The 21,452-nt window shown below is 62.0% G+C and carries 16 protein-coding genes and 2 tRNA genes; 13 read left to right on the top strand and 5 right to left on the bottom strand.

Annotated elements, in window-relative coordinates; all coding sequences use genetic code 11:
* From J4E63_RS26345 to pdeM, 4 genes are all read left to right on the top strand, one after another.
* A complete protein-coding gene (locus J4E63_RS26345) occupies positions 1–1,119 on the top strand; it encodes a succinylglutamate desuccinylase/aspartoacylase family protein (RefSeq protein ID WP_072409576.1) in 1,119 nt (372 codons plus the stop codon).
* A gap of 13 nt (positions 1,120–1,132) precedes the next feature.
* Entirely contained in the window at positions 1,133–1,897 is a 765-nt protein-coding gene (locus tag J4E63_RS26340) for an ABC transporter ATP-binding protein (RefSeq protein WP_207283763.1), read from the top strand.
* A gap of 220 nt (positions 1,898–2,117) precedes the next feature.
* Positions 2,118–4,604: a ligase-associated DNA damage response DEXH box helicase gene (locus J4E63_RS26335; RefSeq protein WP_207283762.1), complete on the top strand. Its 2,487-nt coding sequence runs from the start codon at positions 2,118–2,120 to the stop codon at positions 4,602–4,604.
* Complete coding sequence (gene pdeM, locus J4E63_RS26330; protein ID WP_207283761.1) at positions 4,604–5,260, top strand: ligase-associated DNA damage response endonuclease PdeM; 657 nt, start codon at positions 4,604–4,606, stop codon at positions 5,258–5,260. The genes J4E63_RS26335 and pdeM overlap by 1 nt, the downstream gene beginning before the upstream one ends.
* A 36-nt stretch (positions 5,261–5,296) precedes the next feature.
* Here pdeM and J4E63_RS26325 read toward each other — a convergent pair whose 3' ends face one another.
* Together J4E63_RS26325 and dcd are read right to left on the bottom strand one after the other, a co-directional pair.
* Entirely contained in the window at positions 5,297–5,503 is a 207-nt protein-coding gene (locus tag J4E63_RS26325) for a hypothetical protein (RefSeq protein WP_041022879.1), read from the bottom strand.
* Positions 5,504–5,606: 103 nt separating this feature from the next.
* On the bottom strand, positions 5,607–6,173 hold the full coding sequence (gene dcd / locus J4E63_RS26320; protein ID WP_003184751.1) for a dCTP deaminase: 567 nt from the start codon (positions 6,171–6,173) through the stop codon (positions 5,607–5,609).
* A gap of 354 nt (positions 6,174–6,527) precedes the next feature.
* On the opposite strand from dcd, the gene J4E63_RS26315 reads away from it, so the two are divergent.
* On the top strand, positions 6,528–6,737 hold the full coding sequence (locus J4E63_RS26315) for a cold-shock protein (RefSeq protein WP_002554837.1): 210 nt from the start codon (positions 6,528–6,530) through the stop codon (positions 6,735–6,737).
* A 193-nt stretch (positions 6,738–6,930) separates the two neighbouring features.
* Here the strand turns inward: J4E63_RS26315 and J4E63_RS26310 are convergent, their stop codons facing one another.
* Complete coding sequence (locus tag J4E63_RS26310) at positions 6,931–7,938, bottom strand: DUF481 domain-containing protein (RefSeq protein WP_207283760.1); 1,008 nt, start codon at positions 7,936–7,938, stop codon at positions 6,931–6,933.
* Between the two features lie 156 nt (positions 7,939–8,094).
* Here J4E63_RS26310 and J4E63_RS26305 point away from each other — a divergent pair, with 156 nt between their 5' ends.
* The 4 genes from J4E63_RS26305 (at position 8,095) to J4E63_RS26290 (ending at position 12,867) form a co-directional block, all read left to right on the top strand.
* Positions 8,095–8,448 (top strand): MGMT family protein, encoded by a 354-nt coding sequence (locus tag J4E63_RS26305; RefSeq protein ID WP_207283759.1) that lies wholly within the window; start codon positions 8,095–8,097, stop codon positions 8,446–8,448.
* Between the two features lie 44 nt (positions 8,449–8,492).
* Positions 8,493–10,052, top strand: coding sequence for an AmpG family muropeptide MFS transporter (locus J4E63_RS26300; RefSeq protein WP_207283758.1), 1,560 nt, complete (start codon positions 8,493–8,495; stop codon positions 10,050–10,052).
* Between the two features lie 128 nt (positions 10,053–10,180).
* Positions 10,181–11,896 carry a proline--tRNA ligase gene (locus J4E63_RS26295; RefSeq protein WP_072409562.1) on the top strand — a complete coding sequence of 572 codons (1,716 nt, stop codon included), beginning with the start codon at positions 10,181–10,183 and terminating at the stop codon, positions 11,894–11,896.
* Between the two features lie 17 nt (positions 11,897–11,913).
* Positions 11,914–12,867, top strand: coding sequence for a hypothetical protein (locus J4E63_RS26290; RefSeq protein ID WP_207283757.1), 954 nt, complete (start codon positions 11,914–11,916; stop codon positions 12,865–12,867).
* A gap of 183 nt (positions 12,868–13,050) precedes the next feature.
* Here J4E63_RS26290 and dinB read toward each other — a convergent pair whose 3' ends face one another.
* Positions 13,051–14,112 carry a DNA polymerase IV gene (gene dinB, locus J4E63_RS26285; RefSeq protein ID WP_207283756.1) on the bottom strand — a complete coding sequence of 354 codons (1,062 nt, stop codon included), beginning with the start codon at positions 14,110–14,112 and terminating at the stop codon, positions 13,051–13,053.
* 282 nt (positions 14,113–14,394) lie between these two features.
* On the opposite strand from dinB, the gene J4E63_RS26280 reads away from it, so the two are divergent.
* The 4 genes from J4E63_RS26280 (at position 14,395) to J4E63_RS26265 (ending at position 18,865) form a co-directional block, all read left to right on the top strand.
* Positions 14,395–14,471, top strand: a tRNA-Met gene (locus J4E63_RS26280).
* 232 nt (positions 14,472–14,703) lie between these two features.
* A tRNA-Met gene (locus J4E63_RS26275) sits at positions 14,704–14,780 on the top strand.
* A gap of 153 nt (positions 14,781–14,933) precedes the next feature.
* On the top strand, positions 14,934–17,576 hold the full coding sequence (gene mprF, locus J4E63_RS26270; protein WP_207283755.1) for a bifunctional lysylphosphatidylglycerol flippase/synthetase MprF: 2,643 nt from the start codon (positions 14,934–14,936) through the stop codon (positions 17,574–17,576).
* Positions 17,576–18,865, top strand: coding sequence for a virulence factor family protein (locus J4E63_RS26265; protein ID WP_060738938.1), 1,290 nt, complete (start codon positions 17,576–17,578; stop codon positions 18,863–18,865). Before mprF ends, J4E63_RS26265 begins: the two co-directional genes overlap by 1 nt.
* A gap of 461 nt (positions 18,866–19,326) precedes the next feature.
* On the opposite strand, the gene J4E63_RS26260 is transcribed toward J4E63_RS26265, so the two are convergent.
* Positions 19,327–21,228: a potassium transporter Kup gene (locus J4E63_RS26260; protein WP_192262288.1), complete on the bottom strand. Its 1,902-nt coding sequence runs from the start codon at positions 21,226–21,228 to the stop codon at positions 19,327–19,329.
* Positions 21,229–21,452: the final 224 nt, after the last annotated feature.

Here is a 21,452-nt window from a genome sequence, read left to right as displayed (position 1 = left end):
ATGCGCCACCAGATCCATGACCTGCTGGCCCCGGTACCGGGGACCGCACGCAAGATCCACAGCTTCCACTTCGGCCCGGAAAAAGCCGTCGGCAAAATCTATATCCAGTCGTCCCTGCACGCCGATGAACTGCCGGGCATGCTGGTCGCCTGGCACCTCAAGCAACGCCTGGCCGAGCTCGAGGCGTCGGGCCACCTGCGCCACGAGATCGTGCTGGTGCCGGTCGCCAACCCCATCGGCCTCGAACAAGTGCTGATGGACGTGCCCCTGGGGCGCTACGAAACCGAAAGCGGGCAGAACTTCAACCGCCGCTTCGTCGACCTGAGCGAAGAGATCGGCAACGAAATCCAGGACCTGCTCACCGACGATCCGCAGCACAACCTGATGCTGATCCGCACCAGCCTGCGCGATGCCCTCGCCCGGCAGACCCCAGGCACGCAATTGCAATCCCTGCGCCTGGCCCTGCAACGGCTGGCCTGCGACGCCGACATGGTGCTGGACCTGCATTGCGACTTCGAAGCCGTGGCCCACCTCTACACCACGCCCGAAGCCTGGCCGCAGGTCGAGCCGCTGGCCCGCTACATCGGTGCCGAAGCCAGCCTGCTGGCGACCGATTCGGGCGGCCAGTCGTTCGACGAATGCTTCACCCTGCTCTGGTGGCAACTCAAGGAACGCTTCGGCGAACGCTTCGAGATTCCCCTCGGCAGTTTTTCGGTGACCGTGGAGTTGCGTGGCCAGGGCGACGTCAACCATGGTCTGGCGAGCCTCGACTGCCAGGCCTTGATCGAATACCTGATCCGCTTCGGCGCCATCGACGGCGAACCGATGCCCATGCCCGAATTGCCCTACCCGGCCACGCCGCTGGCCGCGGTCGAGCCGGTCGCCACACCCGTGGGCGGGTTGCTGGTGTACAGCGCCCTGCCCGGCGAATACCTGGAGGCGGGGCAACTGATCGCGGAAGTCATCGACCCGGTCAACGACACCGTCACCCCCGTTCATTGCCGTAACGCCGGGCTGCTGTACGCCCGTTCGCTGCGCCGCATGGCCACGGCCGGCATGGTGATCGCCCATGTCGCCGGCACCGAGGCCTACCGCAGCGGCTACCTACTTTCGCCTTGAGGATGCATGCTCCATGTACAAACTGACCATCGAAGGCCTGCATAAAAGCTATGGCGAACATGAAGTGCTCAAGGGCGTTTCGCTCAAGGCCAAGACCGGCGACGTCATCAGCCTCATCGGCGCCAGCGGCTCGGGCAAAAGTACCTTTCTGCGCTGTATCAACTTCCTGGAACAACCCAATGACGGCGCCATGACCCTGGACGGCCAGCCGATCCAGATGATCAAGGACCGCCACGGCATGCACGTGGCCGACGCCGACGAACTGCAACGCATCCGCACGCGCCTGGCCATGGTGTTCCAGCATTTCAACCTGTGGAGCCACATGACCGTGCTGGAAAACATCACCATGGCGCCGCGCCGGGTGTTGGGGGTGAGCAAGCAGGAAGCCGAAGACCGTGCGCGTCGTTATCTCGACAAGGTCGGCCTGCCCGCGCGGGTTGCCGAGCAGTACCCGGCATTCCTCTCCGGCGGCCAGCAACAGCGCGTGGCCATTGCCCGTGCGCTGGCAATGGAGCCGGAGGTGATGCTGTTCGACGAGCCCACGTCGGCCCTGGACCCGGAGCTGGTGGGCGAAGTGCTGAAGGTAATCCAGGGCCTGGCCGAAGAGGGCCGGACCATGATCATGGTGACCCACGAAATGAGCTTCGCCCGTAAAGTCTCGAACCAGGTGCTGTTCCTGCACCAGGGCCTGGTGGAAGAAGAAGGCGCGCCGGAAGACGTACTGGGCAACCCCAAGAGCGAACGGCTCAAGCAGTTTCTCAGTGGCAACTTGAAATAAACTCCCTGGCAAGCCCCGTGGCGAGGGAGCTTGCTCCTGCTGGGGCGCGAAGCGGCCCCCTGCGGTGTGTCAGTCAGAACCAGAGGGCCGCTTCGCAGCCCAGCGGGAGCAAGCTCCCTCGCCACAAGAGCCTTCCAGCCAGACGATCCCCTTGGGCATAAAACCTTTCATATCCCGCCGTGGTCACTGAAGAAGGACTTCCAGGGCGCACGCGGCAGGCATGGCGACATCCAACAATTTCGCAAACCAGTGGTTCGGCGCCCGCGGCTGGAAGCCGTTCGCCTTTCAGAAGCAGGTATGGGCCGCGGTCAAGCGGGGGCAGTCCGGGCTGTTGCACGCCAGCACCGGCGCCGGCAAGACCTACGCCGTATGGTTCGCCGCCCTCAACCGTTTCGCCCACTCGACACCGCCGCCGGACAAACCGCGTAAACGCAAGCCGCCGGCAGAACCGCTGACCGTCCTGTGGATCACGCCGATGCGCGCATTGGCGGCCGACACCGGCAAAGCCCTCGAAGCGCCCCTGGCAGACCTGCAGGTGCCGTGGAGTGTCGGTCTGCGCACCGGCGACACCAGCGCCAGCGAGCGCGCCCGCCAGGGCCGTCGCCTGCCCACCGCACTGATCACCACGCCCGAAAGCCTGACCCTGATGCTCGCCCGGGCCGATGCGCAAGCTGCCGTTTCGACCCTGCGCATGGTGGTCGTGGATGAATGGCACGAATTGCTCGGCAACAAACGTGGCGTGCAGTTGCAACTGGCCCTGGCGCGCTTGCGGCACTGGCATCCCGAACTCATTGTCTGGGGCGTGTCCGCAACCCTCGGTAACCAAGCCCACGCCGAGCAGGTGTTGATCCCGCAAGACAACGGGATCAGTGTGCAGGGGGCCGACAGCAAGGCGCTGCAGGTCGACACGCTGCTGCCCCCGGCCCTCGAACGTTTCCCGTGGGCTGGGCACATCGGCCTGAAGATGCTGCCCCAGGTCGTTGCTGAAATCGACGCCAGCCGCAGTTGCCTGGTCTTCACCAACACCCGGGCACAGTCGGAAATCTGGTATCAGGCGCTTCTTGAGGCGAGACCCGACTGGGCCGGGCTGATCGCCCTGCATCATAGCTCGCTGTCGCGTGACACCCGGGATTGGGTTGAGCAGGCATTGAAGGACGGCCAGCTCAAAGCGGTGGTCTGCACCTCCAGCCTGGACCTGGGGGTCGACTTCCTGCCGGTGGAACGGGTGCTGCAGATCGGCTCGGCCAAGGGGGTGGCGCGGCTGATGCAACGGGCCGGGCGCTCTGGTCACGCCCCCGGGCGGACCTCACGGGTGACGCTGGTGCCGACCCATAGCCTGGAGTTGATCGAGGCCGCCGCCGCGCAAGACGCCGTGGCCCAGCGGCGCATCGAACCTCGCGAATCGCCGCACAAGCCGCTGGACGTCCTGGTGCAGCACTTGGTGAGCATGGCCCTGGGCGGCGGCTTCGTTCCCGACGAATTGTTCGAGGAGGTGCGGGGTGCCTGGGCCTACCGCGACCTCACCCCGGCCGAATGGGCCTGGGCCCTGGCTTTTGTACGCCACGGCGGTCTGTCATTGACCGCCTACCCCGATTACCGACGGGTCGAACCGGACGAACACGGAGTCTGGCGCGTGCCCGATGCCCGCCTGGCCCGACGTCACCGCATGAGCATCGGTACCATCGTCAGCGATGCCAGCCTGCAATTGAAGTTCTGGAGCAAGGGCGGCGGCGGCAAGACCCTGGGCAGCGTCGAGGAAGGCTTCATCGCTCGCCTGCGACCCGGCGACGGCTTCCTGTTCGCCGGGCGACTGCTGGAATTGGTCCGGGTCGAAGACATGACCGCCTATGTGCGACGCAGCCAGGCCAAGAAGGCCGCTGTGCCACGCTGGAACGGCGGGCGCATGCCACTTTCCAGCGAACTGGCGGCCGCCGTCGTGGCCCGTTTGAGCGAAGCCGCCGCGGGCCGCTTCGAGGGCCCGCAGATGCAAGCCGTGCAGCCCCTGCTGTTGACCCAGCAACGTTGGTCCGGTTTGCCCACGCAGCACACCTTGCTGGCCGAAGCCCTCAAGTCCCGGGAAGGCTGGCATCTGTTCCTGTACCCGTTTGCCGGGCGTCAAGTGCATCTGGGCCTGGCCAGCCTGCTGGCCTGGCGCGTCAGTCGGCAACAGCCGCTGACGTTTTCCATCGCGGTCAATGACTACGGCCTGGAACTGCTCAGCGCCACGGCAGTGGATTGGTCGCACTGCCTGACCCCGAGCCTGCTGAGCGTCGATCACCTGCTGGCCGACGTGCTGGCGAGCCTGAATGCCGGGGAACTGGCCCTGCGGCGCTTTCGCGAAATCGCCCGGATCGCCGGGCTGGTGTTCGCCGGCTACCCCGGTGCGCCGAAAAGCACCCGGCAAGTCCAGGCCTCCAGCGGATTGTTCTTCCAGGTGTTCAAACAATACGACGCCGACAATCTGTTGCTGGCCCAGGCCGGGGAGGAAGTCTTGCGTGAAGAATTGGATATCCGTCGACTGGAGCAGACCTTGCAACGCCTCAATACCCTGAAGCTGGACCTGCACATGATCAAACGCCCCACCCCACTCGGGTTCCCGCTGCTGGTGGAGCGGTTCCGGGAAAGCCTGAGCTCGGAAAAACTCGCCGACCGCATCCGGCGGATGGTCAGTGAGCTGGAAAAGACTGCCGATCGCGGTGACGCCTGATGCCAGCGCCGTATCCTGTCAGCCTGGCCGGCGAAGAACTCTGGTTGCTTGCGGAAAAAGCCTTGTATTGGCCCGCCCAGGAAACCTTGATGGTGGCCGACGTTCATTTCGGCAAGGCCGCCGCTTATCGCCGCCTCGGGCAACCGGTGCCCCACGGCACCACCGCCAGCAACATCGCGGTGCTGGATGCATTACTGGCCAGCCTGGCGTGTCGACAGTTGATCTTTCTCGGAGATTTTCTCCACGGTCCCGGCTCCCATGCGCCCGGCACCTTGAAGGCACTTTCCGATTGGCGTGAGCGACATCCGCACCTAGCCATGACGCTGATTCGTGGCAACCACGACAAACGCGCCGGCGACCCACCTCCAGCGCTGAACATTCGCGTCGTACCGGAGCCGTTGCTACTGGGCCCTTTCGCCGTGCAACACGAGCCTATCCCCCACCCCAGCCGCCATGTGCTGGCCGGCCACGTGCACCCGGTCTACCACCTGAGCGGCAAGGGCCGGCAACGCCTGCGCCTGGCTTGCTTTCGGCTGGGCAGCGAGATCAGCCTGCTACCGGCCTTCGGCGCGTTCACGGGCGGTTATCGAGTCGAGCAAGACAACGATTGCAGGATTTTTGTCATCGGCGATAACGAAATATGGCCCGTCAGCTGAAGCACTCTGCGCTACCGCTGGCGGGCCAGCGCCTCATCAGGCAACAGGCGCAGGAGGCGGCTCGTCCGGCAGAGTGGGCTCGCCGGGTTCGGTAGGCTGTTCGTTGGGCGTATCGGGATCGGGCTGGCCGGGGATGCCGCCTGCCGCTTCGGCAGGATGGGCCAGCAAGGACCAGGCCATGACGCCGATCTGATTGGGCTCAAGCCTTGCCAGTTCGGCACTGATTCGCGGATCGATCTTCATAGAGCAACTCCTGAGCGAAGGCCCGCTGCGCTGACGCACAAAAACGGGCAGTACACGCAATAGAGTGTCTGCCCGCTCAGGAATTCCAAACAGCTCGTCAGATTCAGGTACGCGGCAGCGTCACGCCGCGCTGGCCCTGGTATTTGCCGCCACGATCCTTGTAGGAGACTTCGCATTCTTCATCGGATTCAAGGAACAGCATCTGCGCCACACCCTCGTTGGCGTAGATTTTCGCCGGCAGGGTCGTGGTGTTGGAGAATTCCAGGGTCACGTGGCCTTCCCACTCGGGTTCCAGCGGCGTGACGTTGACGATGATGCCGCAACGGGCGTAGGTGCTCTTGCCCAGGCAGATGGTCAGCACGTTGCGCGGAATGCGGAAGTATTCGACGGTGCGGGCCAGGGCGAAGGAGTTCGGCGGGATGATGCAAACGTCGCTCTTGACGTCGACGAAGCTCTTCTCATCGAAGTTCTTCGGATCGACGGTGGCCGAATTGATGTTGGTGAACACCTTGAATTCGTCGGCGCAGCGCACGTCGTAGCCGTAGCTGGAGACACCGAAGGAGATCAGCCGGTCGGCGCCTTCGCCACGCATCTGGCGCTCGACGAAGGGCTCGATCATGCCGTGCTCTTGCGCCATGCGGCGAATCCACTTGTCCGATTTGATGCTCATGGCGGTTTCCTGAAATAGCGAGGTGGAAAAAATACGTCCGGCATCTTACCGGGGCACGGGGCCGGGTTCAAAGCGCGGCACGCAAATCTCGCCGATCCACCTTGATTTCCGGGTCCTGCCGGCCATCGCCCGCGCCGTCAGTCACCAATTAAGAGAAACCTTCGCAAAGACCATTGGCACATTCTGGAAAAAGGGTTAAGGTGGCGCCACTGTGTTGCTTGTGTCACTGAGAATCTCTACACGATATGTTGAATTTCGATCCAACCATCTACAAGAATTTTTCCTGCTCTTTGCACTCAGTCTCGGCCAGGGTTCTTCCTGAGTCGCAGTTATCTTTGTTCAAGGAGTTACACCATGTCTAATCGCCAAACCGGTACCGTTAAGTGGTTCAACGATGAAAAAGGCTTCGGCTTCATCACCCCACAATCCGGTGACGACCTGTTCGTTCACTTCAAAGCTATCCAATCCGACGGCTTCAAAAGCCTGAAAGAAGGCCAACAGGTTTCTTTCATCGCTACCCGCGGTCAGAAAGGCATGCAAGCTGAAGAAGTTCAAGTTATCTAACTTGCACTTGCTTTAGTAAAAGGCCCCGCCCTCAAAAGCGGGGCTTTTTTGTGCCTGTCAGTTTTTGCCAGCGCACAAAAAAACTGTGGGAGCGAGCTTGCTCGCGATAACGGTGGATCAGCAACATCAACGTTGGCTGACAGACCGCTATCGCGAGCAAGCTCGCTCCCACAGGTGTGTGGGTGAGCCCGAATTACCAGGTCACGCCGAAGCCAGCCGTGTACCGCGTCTTGCTCAAGTCGCTGTCTTCGGTACCCTCGATGACATCTTTCTCAGCCTTGAGATTGAGCGAAGCCCAGTCAGTGACCTTGTAGCGCAGCCCCACTTCAGCGTCGTAGGCGTAATCCGCCACGTCGGACAGGGGTTTGCCCACTTCGCCGTTGGTGAAGAACTCGACGCGCTTGCCGATCAGGTAGCGGTTGTAGTCCCACTTCATGGCCACGGAATAGAAGTTGTCCTTGCCGCCGTCGCGGTACTCGTAATCGGTGCGGTTGAGCAGCGAGCCCAGGGAGAACGCACCCAGCTCGTCGTCCCAGAACTGGTAGCCCGGGCCGGTACCCACCACACGCTGGCGGGCCAGGTCTTCGACTTTGTCACGCTTGTAGTTCAGGCGGCCTTGCCAGAACCATTTATCCGTCAGGAACCGGTCGAGGGAATACTCCAGCCTCCAGTTGTCGGCGGAAACCACGTCATCCTGGAACTCACGGTTGTATTCGCCTTCGGCGGTGTGCCGCCATCTGCCATGGCGCGCCGAAGTCTTGAAGTCGATGTCGTAATCATCGGTATCGTTTTCCGCCCGCTGATAATCCAGCGCGGCATCGATATTGCCTTTCCACACCAGATCCTCGACCACCGGCTTGGGCTTGAGGATCTGCTGGATACTGGCCAGCTCGACGGTCTTGGGCGCGTCACCGTTGGCCAGGGTGACCTTGCCGTCCTCGGCCGCCTGCAGCGCCTTGGCTTTCTCGCCCGTGTAGGCATCCTGCTTGACCAGCAATTGCTGGTCGCTTTCGAGGGTCTTGACCTGTTTCCAATCGATAGGAACCGCGCCAGCGTAATCGGTCTGGATCAGCAATTTGCCGCCATCGAAAACGGTGATTTTACCACTGAGCTTGTCGCCGTTCTTCAACCAGACGGTATCGGCAAGCAAAGGCATGGAGGCGCTGGTGACAGCTAGGCATAGCAGGGTTCTAGACAACATAAGCGATAATGGGCTCAAGTTTTCAGTGAAAAGGCGGCATTATCCCCCAGGATGACACCTCAGCAACGACTGACCTGCATATAGGTGATGAGTTCATTTCTCAACCAGCCTTGTAGGAATTAATCTACAGACGGACATCCTTTTCAGGAACCTTTTATGAGTGACACCCCAGCGGCCACCGAGAATGCCGCGCAAATCCGCCGCACCACCCTTTACCTGACCCTGGCACAAGTGCCGGCCGGCAAGGTGGTCACCTATGGCCAGCTCGCCGAAATGGCCGGCCTGGGGCGTGCGGCGCGCTGGGTCGGGCGAACCCTCAGCCAACTGCCGAGCGACACCAAGCTGCCCTGGCATCGGGTATTGGGTGCCGGTGGTCGGATCAGCCTGCCGGCGGGCAGCGCCTCAGGGGATGAACAGCGTGCACGTCTGCGCCTGGAAGGCATCAGTGTCCTGAACAATCGTGTTGATATTCAGCGCCATGGCTGGCGCCCGGTAGAGCACAGCGGTTAGAGTGCGCGCTTTGTTTTCGCAATTTTTGAGGCAGACTCCAGCCCATGCCCCGTAAAACCTGGCGCGCCGCCCTCGCCGCCTATGCCAGTCCCTCAACGCTCGTGCTGTTGCTGCTTGGCTTCGCCGCCGGCTTGCCATACATGTTGGTGTTTTCCACGCTTTCGGTCTGGTTGCGCGAAGCCGGCGTGGCCCGCGAAACCATCGGCTACGCGAGCCTGATCGGCCTGGCGTACGCCTTTAAATGGGTCTGGTCGCCACTGCTCGACCAATGGCGCCTGCCCCTGCTGGGCAAACTGGGGCGCCGCCGCTCATGGCTGGTGCTCTCCCAGGCCCTGGTGATCCTCGGCCTGATCGGCATGGGTTTCTGTGATCCACAAAAACACCTGTCATGGTTGATCGCCATCGCCGTGATCGTGGCCTTCGCCTCCGCGACGCAGGACATCGCCGTCGACGCCTATCGCCTGGAGATCGCCGACGACACCCGCCAGGCCGCCCTCGCCGCCAGCTACATGTCCGGTTACCGCATCGCCGCGCTACTGGCCACCGCCGGCGCCCTGTTCTTCGCCGAAGGCTTTGGCTCCACCGGTTTCAGCTACAAACACTCGGCCTGGGCCGGTACTTACCTATTGTTCGGCGTGTTGATGGTCCCGGCGCTCCTCACCTCCCTGTTCATGCGCGAGCCGCCGGTGCCGCTGCGCACCCAATTGCAGGCCGGGCGCTACACGTTCGTTCATCAGTTGGCGTCGGTATTCGTGCTGATCGTGCTGCTGGTCTCCGTCCCGGCGATGTTCACCCAGTTGTTCAACACCGACTTCGCCAGCGTGCTGTTCGAGGGCGTCAGCCTGCTCGACCTGCTGCTCGAAGACCGCGCCTTCCTGCGGGCCATCCTCTATACCATCCTGACCGCCCTGTGCCTGTCGACCATGGGCCGGCGCGGACTGGCGCCGGTGCTGACGCCGATCAACGATTTCATCCTGCGTTATCGCTGGCAGGCCCTGTTGCTGCTCGGGCTGATCGCAACCTATCGGATGTCCGACACGGTCATGGGCGTCATGGCCAACGTGTTCTATATCGACCAAGGGTTCACCAAGGACCAGATCGCCAGCGTCAGCAAGATTTTCGGGCTGATCATGACCCTCGTCGGCGCCGGCATGGGCGGCCTGCTGATCGTACGTTTCGGCATCCTGCCCATCCTGTTCATCGGCGGTGTCGCCTCGGCCGCCACCAACATCCTCTTCCTGATGCTGACCGACATGGGCGCCAACCTGAAGATGTTGATTGTCACCATCTCCCTGGACAACTTCAGCTCCGGCCTGGCCACTTCGGCGTTCGTCGCCTACCTGTCGAGCCTGACCAACCTGAAATTCTCCGCCACCCAATACGCCCTGCTCAGCTCGATCATGCTGTTGCTGCCGCGCTTGATCGGTGGTTATTCAGGGGTGATGGTGGAGAAGTTCGGCTACCACAATTTCTTCCTGATCACCGCACTGCTGGGCGTGCCCACCCTACTGCTGATCGCCTTGCACTGGTTCCAGGAGAACCGTCGCCAGGATTCGACACCCACCGAGGAACCGGCGCCCACCCGGCCAGCGGAAGAGTCGTAGGAAACTTCAGCAAACGCCGGGGAAACGGCGTTCGCACCTGGCGACCGGCCACGCGCCTGTACGCCAGGGCATCTCGCCCGTACAATGCTCCGTCACTTCTCGTCATCAGCAACCGACAACGGTCAACCATGCGCACCAGTCAATATTTGCTCGCCACACAGAAAGAAACGCCTTCCGACGCCGTCGTGATCAGCCATCAGCTGATGCTGCGTGCCGGCATGATCCGCAAGCTCGCTTCTGGCCTGTACACCTGGCTGCCGATGGGCCTGCGAGTCATGCGCAAGGTGGAAGCCATCGTTCGTGAAGAGATGGACGCCGCTGGCGCCCTGGAAGTATTGATGCCGGGCACCCAACCAGCCGAGCTGTGGCAGGAATCGGGGCGCTGGGAAGAATACGGTCCTGAGCTGCTGCGCATCAAAGACCGTCACGGTCGCGACTTCTGTGCAGGCCCGACCCACGAAGAAGTGATCACCGACCTGATGCGCAACGAGTTGAGCAGCTACAAGCAACTGCCGATCAACCTGTATCAGATCCAGACCAAGTTCCGTGACGAGATCCGTCCACGCTTCGGCCTGATGCGCGGTCGCGAATTCATCATGAAGGACGCCTACTCGTTCCATGCCGACCTGGCTTCGCTGCAGGTCACCTACGACCGCATGCACCAGGCGTATTGCAACGTGTTCACCCGCCTGGGCCTGAAATTCCGTCCGGTCGAAGCCGACAACGGTTCCATCGGTGGCGCCGGTTCCCACGAGTTCCACGTACTGGCCGAGTCCGGCGAAGACGACATCGTCTTCAGCAACGGCTCCGACTACGCCGCGAACATCGAGAAGGCCGAAGCCGTCCCTCGGGAAACTACCCGCGCCGCGCCGACCGAAGAGCTGCGCCTGGTGGACACGCCGAACGCCAAGACCATTGCCCAGTTGGTGGAAGGCTACAACCTGCCGATCGAGCGCACCATCAAGACCCTGATCGTGCGGGCGGAAGAAGCTGGCAAGCTGATTGCCCTGATCGTCCGTGGCGACCACGAACTGAATGAAATCAAGGCCGCCAACCAGCCAGGCGTCGCCAGCCCACTGGTCATGGCCACCGAAGCCGACCTGCGCGACGCCATTGGCGCCGGTGCCGGTTCCCTCGGCCCGTTGAACCTGCCACTGCCGATCATCATCGACCGTTCGGTAGCATTGATGAGCGACTTCGCCATCGGCGCCAACATCGACGACAAGCACTACTTCGGCGTGAACTGGGAACGCGACCTGCCGGTTCCAACCGTCGCGGACCTGCGCAACGTCGTGGCCGGCGACCCGAGCCCCGATGGCAAGGGCACCCTGGAAATCAAGCGGGGCATCGAAGTTGGGCACATCTTCCAGCTGGGCAACAAGTACAGCAAGGCGATGAAGTGCGAAGTGCTGGGCGAGAACGGCAAGCCGGTCACCCTGGAAATGGGTTGCTACGGCATCGGTGTTTCCCGCGTGGTAGCAGCCGCCATCGAGCAGAACAACGACGAGAAAGGCATCATCTGGAGCGACACACTGGCGCCGTTCCAGGTGGCCCTGGTGCCGCTGCGCTATGAAACCGACCTGGTGCGTGAAGCCACCGACAAGCTCTACGCCGAACTGACGGCCGCCGGCTTCGAAGTGCTGCTGGACGACCGCGACAAGAAAACCAGCCCCGGCATCAAGTTCGCGGACATGGAACTGATCGGCATCCCCCACCGGATCGTCGTCAGTGACCGTGGCCTGGCCGAAGGCAACCTGGAATACAAGAGCCGCACCGAGGCCGAGCCGCAAGCGCTGCCGGTCGCCGACGTGCTGTCGTTCCTCCAGGCCCGTATCCGCCGCTGACACCAGATAGAGACGTCATGTTCAAGCGAAACACCTTAGGCCTCGGTGGCGCCGCCCTGTGCGGCGCCCTGCTGGTCAGCGGCTGTGCCAACCAAATGTCACAACGCAGCGAGCACGAAGAGCGGGTCGAGCGCAAATTGCTCGACCACAGCCTGCAAATCGACGTGGGCGAACCCAAGGTGCTCGACCTGCCGCAGCGTCGGGTGCGCATCAATGAGCAGAAAACCTTCGAAGTCACCGAGTTCGAGGTTACCCGCCATTACGATCGCTACACACCGTACCAACCCTGGCGGGAGATCTACGAGATTCCCCTGGGCGCGGTGGCCGTCGTGGCTGGCATCGGTGCGAACGTGGTCAATGTGTTCGCCCTCGGCAACCTGCCGGACACGGCGACCCGTGACTGGATCAGCTACGGTTTCGCCGGGCTCAACCCGTTCATGAACGTCCCCTCCCATGGTCGCGCCCAGCAGAACCTGGCGGGTATCGACGAAGTCCAGCGCGACAAGCGCACGGAGCACTCGAGCCTGCCCTGGAGCGAACGCCCGGTGGAGGTCAAGGCCGCCCGGCAGACCTTCGAGCTGAGCACTGACCGTAATGGCGTGCTGCGCTTGAACCTGCTGGAAAGCCCGTTCGCCGAGCAGGACCTGAGCCAGTTCGGCAAATTGCAGATCAGCGTGACGGATGCCCAGGACGAAGTGCACACCGACTCATCCCTGAGCATCAGCAGCACCTTGCGCAGCAAACTGGTGGAAGCTCATGCGCTGATCTACGACGACCTGGAAGACGACGAGGTGAGCCAGTGGGTTCATCGGGTCAAGCGCCTGTCGGAGCTGGGACTTGAAGAAGAGGCCAGCGAACTGGAACAGAGCCTGATCGAACTGACGCGCAACGATCCGGAGTTGCAGACCGAGTTCATGAAAGCCCTGACCAAGGATGGCGGGCGGTTGGTGGCGGATCCGGGGGCTCACTGAAATCCCCTTTGCTCCCACTGGACCTGTAGGAGCTGTCGAGCGAAGCGAGGCTGCGATCTTTCCCCAGACACTTGAGTCTCAAGCGAAAGATCAAAAGATCGCAGCCTTCGGCAGCTCCTACAGCCCCAGCGGGAGCAAGCTCCCTCGCCACAAGAGCAAGACAAGGCATTCAGCCAAGCAGCCTCACCGCTCGAACAACTCCAACTGCTCGAACCCTCCCCGCAAATCTTCCAGCCGCACCCCGATCCCCAACAACCGCACCGGCTTGCCGCCCCGGTTGAACGCCTGGGTCAGCAGCAACTGGTAACTGCCCAAGTCCCGTCCTGCCCCGGCCTGCTCCAGTGTGGTCTGGGTGAAGTCGTGGAACTTCACTTTGACGAACGGCTTGCCCGGTCGATAGCTGCTGTCGATCCGCGCCATGCGCCCTTTGAGGGTTTCCATCAGTTCCGGCAGTTTGTCGAGACAACTCACCAGGTCGGGCAAGTCGACGTCGTAGGTGTTTTCGACGCTGATGGACTGCCGTCGGCTGTCGTTGTGCACCAGACGCTCATCGATCCCACGGGCCAGGTTCCAGAGCCGCTCACCGAAACTGCCGAATTCGCGCACCAGCGCCAGCTTGTCCCACTCACGCAACTGCAGACAATCGACGATACCGAGCCGGTTCAGCTTATCGGCGGTGACCTTGCCTACACCGTGGAGCTTGCTGACCGGCAGGGCCGAGACAAAGTCCTCGACCTGGTCCGGGGTGATGACAAACAATCCGTTGGGCTTTTTCCAGTCACTGGCGATCTTGGCCAGGAACTTGTTCGGCGCGACGCCGGCGGACACGGTGATGTGCAACTGGTTGGAAACACGTCGGCGAATGTCCTGGGCGATGCGGGTGGCGCTGCCGCCGAAATGGGCACTGGCAGAGACATCCAAGTAGGCCTCGTCCAGGGACAGCGGCTCGATCAGGTCGGTGTAATCGCTGAAAATCGTATGAATTTCCTTCGACGCTTCCCGATAGGCCTCCATTCGTGGCTTGACAATGGTGAGGTCCGGACAGAGCTTCAAGGCGTGGCCGGAAGACATGGCCGAGCGCACGCCGTAGGCCCGCGCTTCGTAGTTGCAGGTGGCAATCACACCCCGTCGATCCGCCGAGCCCCCCACCGCCATGGGCTTGCCGGCCAGCCGCGGATCATCGCGCATCTCGATAGCGGCATAGAAACAGTCACAGTCGACATGGATGATTTTACGTTGATTCATATAAAAATAGAGCGTGGGACGAATCGGGCCGCCAGTATCGCACCGGCACCTGTATATAGCACCAGTAGTTTGAAAGATCCTTCGTCAGGCTCCGAAAACACCTACACAAATTTAATTCTTCAATCGCAGCGCCCCCTCCAATAGAGCCTCAGCCCTTGCCAGGCCTGCGTCACAGCGTCGTCACAATGCCCACACGCAAGGCTAAGCGCTTGAACCGGAACAGGTTTTTGTGACGCCAGGGTTGACAGTGGCTCGATCCTCTGTAGAATGCCGCCACACAGACGCGGGATGGAGCAGTCTGGTAGCTCGTCGGGCTCATAACCCGAAGGTCGTCGGTTCAAATCCGGCTCCCGCAACCAAACATCAAAAAAGGCTACTCGAAAGAGTGGCCTTTTTTGTGCGTGTTCGTTTTTTGACCACACGATCAGAGACTCGCCGCCTGCGACACCCTACGCACTGCGAGTTGTAGGACAATTTCCCTTTAATTCCGCGCATTTAGGAAGGCAAGGGACGGATCGGCCGTTTATTTTACCCCGGCCTCTTTTAACGGTTGACACTCGGGCGTTCGCCTGTAGAATGCCGCCACACAGACGCGGGATGGAGCAGTCTGGTAGCTCGTCGGGCTCATAACCCGAAGGTCGTCGGTTCAAATCCGGCTCCCGCAACCAAATACCAAGAAAGGCTACTCGAAAGAGTGGCCTTTTTTGTGTCTGGCGAAAAAAGCTCTACATTACAAAGATTTTGTAATTATTTTCCTTCGCGGGGATTGGTAACTTGGCTGGATACCCCCATCCTGTCGCGCATAGCTCAAGAGGTGATTGATGCGCGCCCACTCGTCTGACCCGCAAGACTCCGTTACTGCGACACAACCGATCAAAGCCGAGCGACTGCGCTGGCTGGATCGGGTCAGTCAGTACCGCCAGCCCATTGGCCTCGCGGTCACGCTGCTGCTGTTTGCGATTGCATTGATTGCCTGCCGCCATCTGCTGAGCGAGCTCGATCTATACGCTCTGCACGACTCGATTCTTGAAGTGCCCCGGCCTGCCCTGCTTGGTGCGATCGCCGCCACGGTCGCCGGCTTCATCATTCTTTTGGGCTATGAATGGTCCGCCAGCCGTTACGCCGGTGTGACGCTGCCGCCACAAACCATGGTCCTGGGTGGGTTCACCGCGTTCGCCATCGGTAATGCCATTGGCCTGTCGCTGCTGTCGGGCGGTTCGGTTCGCTACCGCCTGTATGCGCGCCATGGCCTGGGGGCATCGGATGTCGCCCATATGACGCTGTTCGCCAGCCTGTCCCTCGGCTGCGCGTTGCCGCCGTTGGCGGCCCTGGCGACACTCAGCAACCTGCCCGCCGCGTCTGCCGCGCTGCACTTGCCTGCCGCTTTGCTGGGGTCCATTTCCGTGGCGGTGCTGCTGCTCACCAGCGTATTGGCCATCGGCATTTACCGCCGGCGCCTGCCGGAACAGCCGCATCGGGACAGCCTTCTGGTAAAGGCCGGGCGTCGCACGCTGCGCCTGCCGGGCCGACGCCTGACCTTCCTGCAACTGGTGATCACCGCGCTGGATGTCGCCGCGGCCGCCACCGTGTTGTATCTGTTACTGCCCGAGGCGCCGCCGTTCGGCGCTTTCCTGCTGGTGTACCTGCTGGCCCTGGCTGCCGGCGTACTCAGCCATGTACCGGGCGGGGTCGGGGTATTCGAGGCGATCCTGCTGGCCGCGTTTGCCGACAAACTCGGCGCCGCACCGCTGGCCGCCGCGCTGTTGCTGTATCGCTTGATCTACGTGCTGCTACCGATGCTGGTGGCCTGCGTGTTGCTGCTGATCAACGAGGCGCAGCGGCTGTTCCAGACGCGCCAGAGCCTGCGGGCGGCATCGGGTTTCGCCGCGCCGATCCTGGCGGTGCTGGTGTTTCTCTCCGGCGTGGTGCTGCTGTTTTCCGGCGTGACACCGGAAATCGACACCCGCCTGGAGCACATCGGCTTCCTGATCCCCCATCGGCTGGTGGACGCTTCGCACTTCGGCGCCAGCCTGGTGGGCGTGTTGTGCCTGTTGCTCGCCCAAGGCCTGCGCCGTCGCCTGTCGGCCGCCTGGATGCTGACCACGGTTCTGCTCCTGGTGGGCGCCCTGCTCTCGCTGCTCAAGGGCTTCGACTGGGAAGAAGCCACGCTGCTGACTCTGACGGCCACCCTGCTGGCGGTATTCCGGCGCTCCTTTTATCGTCCGAGCCGCCTGACTGAACTGCCGTTTTCCCCGCTGTTCCTGATCGCCAGCCTCTGCGTGCTCGGCGCGTCGATCTGGCTGCTGCTGTTTGCCTATCAGGACGTGCCCTACAGCCACCAACTGTGGTGGCAGTTCACCCTCGATGCCGACGCCCCTCGCGGCCTGCGCTCGCTACTGGGCGCCGCGGTACTGCTGGTGGTGGTATCCCTGACCTGGCTGCTGCGAACCGCGCGTCCGGTGATCCATCTGCCGACGGCAGAGGAACTGGAGCGGGCCAAGACGATTCTCATGACCTCCTCGCAACCCGACGGAGGCCTGGCCCTGACCGGTGACAAGGCGCTGCTGTTCCACCCCAACGACGAGGCGTTCCTGATGTATGCCCGCCGTGGTCGCAGCCTGGTGGCGCTGTATGACCCGATAGGGCCAACCCAGCAACGGGCCGAAATGATCTGGCAGTTCCGCGACCTGTGCGACATCTACCATGCCCGTCCCGTGTTCTATCAGGTGCGCGCCGAAAACCTGCCGTACTACATGGACATCGGCCTGACGGCCATCAAGCTGGGCGAGGAAGCACGGGTCGACCTCAAGCGTTTCGATCTCGAAGCCAAGGGCAAAGAGATGAAGGACTTGCGCTACACCTGGAACCGCGGCACTCGTGACGGCCTGTCGCTGGAGATCCACGAACCGGGCCAGGCGCCGATGGATGAGCTCAAGGTCATCTCCGATGCCTGGCTGACTGGCAAGAACGTGCGGGAAAAAGGTTTCTCCCTGGGGCGTTTCAGCGATGACTACCTCAAGCATTTCCGCATCGCGGTGATTCGTTTCGAGGGCCGGCCGGTGGCGTTCGCCAACCTGTTGGAAACCCACAGCCACGAACTGGCCAGCCTCGACCTGATGCGCGCCCACCCCGAGGCGCCGAAACTGACCATGGAGTTCATGATGGTCGGCCTCATCCAACATTATAAAAACCATGACTACGCCCGCTTCAGCCTCGGCATGGTCCCGCTGTCGGGCCTGCAACCGCGGCGCGGCGCACCACTGACCCAGCGCCTGGGCTCGATGGTGTTCCGCCGTGGCGAGCAGCTCTATAACTTCCAGGGGCTACGCCGCTTCAAAGACAAATTCCAGCCAAACTGGGAACCTCGTTACATGGCCGTGCCCGCCGGACTCGATCCGCTGGTGGCGCTGGCCGATACTGCCGCCCTGATTGCGGGCGGCCTGACTGGACTGGTGAAACGCTGATGATGCAACGCTCCTGGCGATACGTAGTGGCCGCCCTGCTGGTGCTGGCGGTGATTCTCGGTGGCGGTTACTGGTACTGGAACCGCCCGGCCCCGCAACCAACCCTGGAACAACTGGCACCCGCCGATGGCGCAGCGCTGACCCGGGTCACCCCCGGCACCAAGGCACGTGCCCGGGTGCTGGTGGCAGTCAATGAAGACCAGAAGCTCAACGACACGCAATTGACGACCCTCAGCCGCAGTGGCTCGGCGCAGATCGTCCAGGTGATCCTGCCCAAGGATTGCATGTTGCAAGGCCGTGCCCTGCAGGCCGGCCTGAGAGAGCTCCAGGGCCCGGCCACGCTGGTCAGCGGCATCGGCCCTGGCGCTGTGCTGGCCTGGCGTTGGTTGGCTGAACAGAAGGACGACAAGGCCAAGGCCGTTTCAGTGGACCTGGCCCTGGAAAAACCCGGCTGCACCCATCTGCTGCCTAAAAAGGCAGCCCACGGCCATTGGCTGGTGGCTTGGAACGATAACCCTGACGACACCAGCGCCGGTTTCGTACGCGACCAATCGAATGCCGAGACCAGCATCAGCGACTACGACATCAACCTGCCGCAAGTGCTGAACAACGAACTGCGCAAGATCCTGGTGGGCACTGACAAGGCCAAGGGCGGCCTGAGCATCCCGGTAGTGGAAGTCCCGGCCAGCCAGACACGGGACACCGTCACCCTGTTTCTCTCCGGAGATGGCGGCTGGCGCGACCTGGACCGCGACGTGGCCGATGAAATGGCCAAGATCGGCTACCCGGTGGTCGGCATCGACACTCTGCGCTACTACTGGCAACACAAGAGCCCGGAGCAGAGCGCGGCGGACCTGACCGAGCTGATGCAGCACTACCGGCAGATCTGGGGCACCAAGCGCTTCATCCTGACCGGCTACTCCTTCGGCGCCGACGTGTTGCCGGCCATCTACAATCGCCTGCCGGCCACCGAACAACAGCGAGTCGATGCGATCATCCTGCTGGCCTTCGCCCGCACCGGCAGCTTCGAGATCGAAGTCGAAGGCTGGCTCGGCAACGCCGGCACCGAAGCCGCCACCGGCCCGGAAATGGCCAAGCTGCCAGCCGAGAAAGTGGTGTGCATCTACGGCGGTGAAGAAGCCGACGAAAGCGGCTGCACCGACAAGACCGCCGTTGGCGAAGCCATCAAGCTGCCCGGCGGCCATCACTTCGACGAAAACTACCCGGCCCTGGCCAAGCGCCTGATCGATGAGATCAACGAGCGGCAGAACAAGGTCGCCGAACAGTAAGTCGATACACGCCTGACAAAAAGCCCCGGCAGCCTCAAGGTTGCCGGGGCTTTTTTGTACTCGACTGCCCCCCAGTGTGGGAGCTAATACTGTTCATTCAAGAAAAATGATGGACCTGTGGCGAGGGAGCTTGCTCCCGCTCGGCTGCGAAGCAGTCGTAAACCGGCGGGTGCGGTGTATCTGATTCTCCGCATTTGGCAGGTTTTGGGGCCGCTTCGCAGCCCAGCGGGAGCAAGCTCCCTCGCCACAGGCTTGTCGATTGCCTTAAGTGAACAGCATTACCCTGTGGGAGCGAGCTTGCTCGCGATGGCGGTGGCATGTTCAACATCTTTGCAAACTGACACTCCGCTATCGCGAGCAAGCTCGCTCCCACAGGGCTTCATCCTGGCATCAGCCTGTGTGTCGCCCACAAAAAAGCCCCCCGCCGCCGCAAGGCAACGAGGTTTTTTGTTTTCCTGATGCTACATCTCGACCTGCGTCCCCAGTTCAATCACCCGGTTCAACGGCAGATTGAAGAAACGAAGGTTACCGTTGGCATTTTTCAACATGAAGGCGAACAGTATCTCGCGCCAGCGGGCCATGCCCTCAAGCTTGGAGGCGATAACGGTCTCGCGACTGAGGAAGTAGGTAGTGCGCATCGGACTGAAGTCCAGATCATCGAGATGACAGAGCTTGAGCGCCTGCGGAACGTCCGGCTCGTCGGTGAAACCGAAGTGCAGGATGACCCGGAAGAACCCTTCGCCATAGGCATCGACCTCGAAACGCCGCTGCGGTGGCACCCGGGGAATGTCTTCGTACACCACTGTCAGCAGCACCACCTGCTCATGCAGCACCTGGTTGTGCAATAGATTGTGCAACAGCGCGTGAGGCACAGCATCCGAACGCGCGGTCAGGAACACGGCGGTGCCCTGGACCCGGTGCGGCGGCTGCACGCGGATGCTGCTGATGAAGATCGGCAGCGGCAACGCCCCTTCATCCAGGCGCTCCACCAGCAATTGCTTGCCGCGTTTCCAGGTGGTCATCAGCACGAACAAGGCAATACCGGCGATGACCGGGAATGCACCGCCCTGGATGATTTTCGGCACGTTGGCGGCGAAGTACAGGCCGTCCACCAAAAGAAAACCGATTAGTAACGGAACAGCCAACAGCGGCGGCCACTTCCACAACAGCAGTATCACGGCGGACACCAGGATCGTGGTCATCAGCATCGTACCGGTCACGGCCACGCCGTAGGCCGAAGCCAGCGCGCCGGAAGATTCGAAACCCAGCACCAGCAGCACTACACCCACCATCAACGACCAGTTCACCGCACCGATGTAGATCTGGCCCTGCTCGGCGCTGGAGGTGTGCTGAATGTACATGCGCGGGATGTAACCGAGCTGGATCGCCTGGCGCGTCAGGGAGAACGCGCCGGAAATCACCGCTTGCGAGGCGATCACCGTGGCCAGGGTCGACAGGCCCACCAGCGGGAGCAGCGCCCAGCTCGGCGCCAGCAGATAAAACGGGTTGCGCGCCGCTTCCGGGTCGCCCAGCAACAACGCGCCCTGACCGAAGTAATTAAGCACCAGCGCCGGCAACACCAGAATGAACCAGGCACGGGCAATCGGTTTGCGGCCGAAATGGCCCATGTCCGCGTACAGCGCTTCGGCGCCGGTCAGCGCCAGTACCACGGCACCGAGGATCGCCACGCCCATGCCCGGGTGGACGATAAAAAAACGCACGGCCCAGACCGGGTTCACCGCCTGCAACACTTCCGGATGTTGGGCGATGCCGTACACGCCCAGGGCGCCAAGCACCAAGAACCAGGTCACCATGATCGGGCCAAACAGGGTGCCGATCCGTGCAGTGCCGTGGCGCTGGATCAGGAACAGCCCCACCAGCACCACCAGCGACAAGGGCACCACCCAGTGATCGATACCTTCGAACGCCAGGCCAAGGCCTTCAATGGCCGAGAGCACGGAGATCGCTGGCGTGATCATGCTGTCGCCGTAGAACAGCGCCGCGCCGATCAAGCCGCAGATCACCAGGAAGGTCCGCAGTCGCGCTCTTCCCGCCGCGGCTCGCCGCGCCAGGGCGGTGAGCGCCATGATCCCGCCCTCGCCCTGGTTGTCGGCGCGCAGCACGAACATCATGTACTTGATCGACACGACCCAGATCAGCGACCAGAAAATCAGCGACAGAATCCCCAGCACCCCATCGTGATTGACTGGCACGCCATAGGCACCGGAAAACACTTCCTTGAGGGTGTACAACGGGCTCGTACCGATGTCGCCATAAACCACTCCGACCGCCGCGACCAGCATGCTCAGCGGCTTCGCTGCCGAATGCTCGGCACCTGCCACCTGACTACTTGCATGACCCATCCAACACTCCCGTTTCCCAGTCCTGGCTTCTTGAACGAAGCGCTATGTTTTGTTGCGGCAGCATGCGCTGTTTTACGTATTGTTACAGACGTTTTATTGACTGTAGCAATCGCCAGAACGCAAAGGCGCGAAGCATAGCGCAGCACTCGTCGCATTTCCCGGTATAAAGCTGGTCAAGTGCGTCGACCCTGGATAGAATTGCGCACTTTTTGATCAGAGGCGCG

The sequence above is a fragment of the Pseudomonas sp. FW300-N2F2 genome (assembly GCF_017351655.1).
In the GTDB taxonomy this organism is placed as follows: domain Bacteria; phylum Pseudomonadota; class Gammaproteobacteria; order Pseudomonadales; family Pseudomonadaceae; genus Aquipseudomonas; species Aquipseudomonas fluorescens_AA.
This window is presented reverse-complemented; position numbering and strand designations above follow the sequence as displayed.